The following is a 280-nucleotide window of genomic DNA, read 5'->3' as shown; positions in this document are numbered from 1 at the left end:
GTGCCGTGGCTGCCTTCTCGAACATGGCCTGAGTAGTCACCGCGTTCATCGTGCGCCTCGCAGCGGGACGATCGGTGCGCCTGCATGCGTGTCGCGCAGGCTCGCCATTACCTTTTCCATCGTCATGTCGCGGAACGTCGCCACATGCCGGTGCGCAATCTGTTCGGCGCGCTTGCCGTCTCCGCTCGCGAGCGCGCTGATCATCGCCGTGTGGTCATGCCGGATCTCCGGCTTCGTGTTCTGCACGCCGAAGCCGAGCGACACGAGCCGCGCCATATCG

At 65.4% G+C, this 280-nt stretch carries 1 pseudogene; it reads right to left on the bottom strand.

Annotation, left to right across the window (positions count from 1 at the left end):
• Positions 1-45: 45 nt before the first annotated feature.
• Positions 46-280, bottom strand: a pseudogene (locus SB753_RS36615) (GntR family transcriptional regulator); the annotation flags it as partial.

The organism is Paraburkholderia sp. SIMBA_053 (assembly GCF_046534895.1).
Taxonomy (GTDB): domain Bacteria; phylum Pseudomonadota; class Gammaproteobacteria; order Burkholderiales; family Burkholderiaceae; genus Paraburkholderia; species Paraburkholderia caledonica.
Note: the sequence above shows the minus strand (reverse complement) of the source record. Positions and strands in the feature narration are given on the sequence as shown.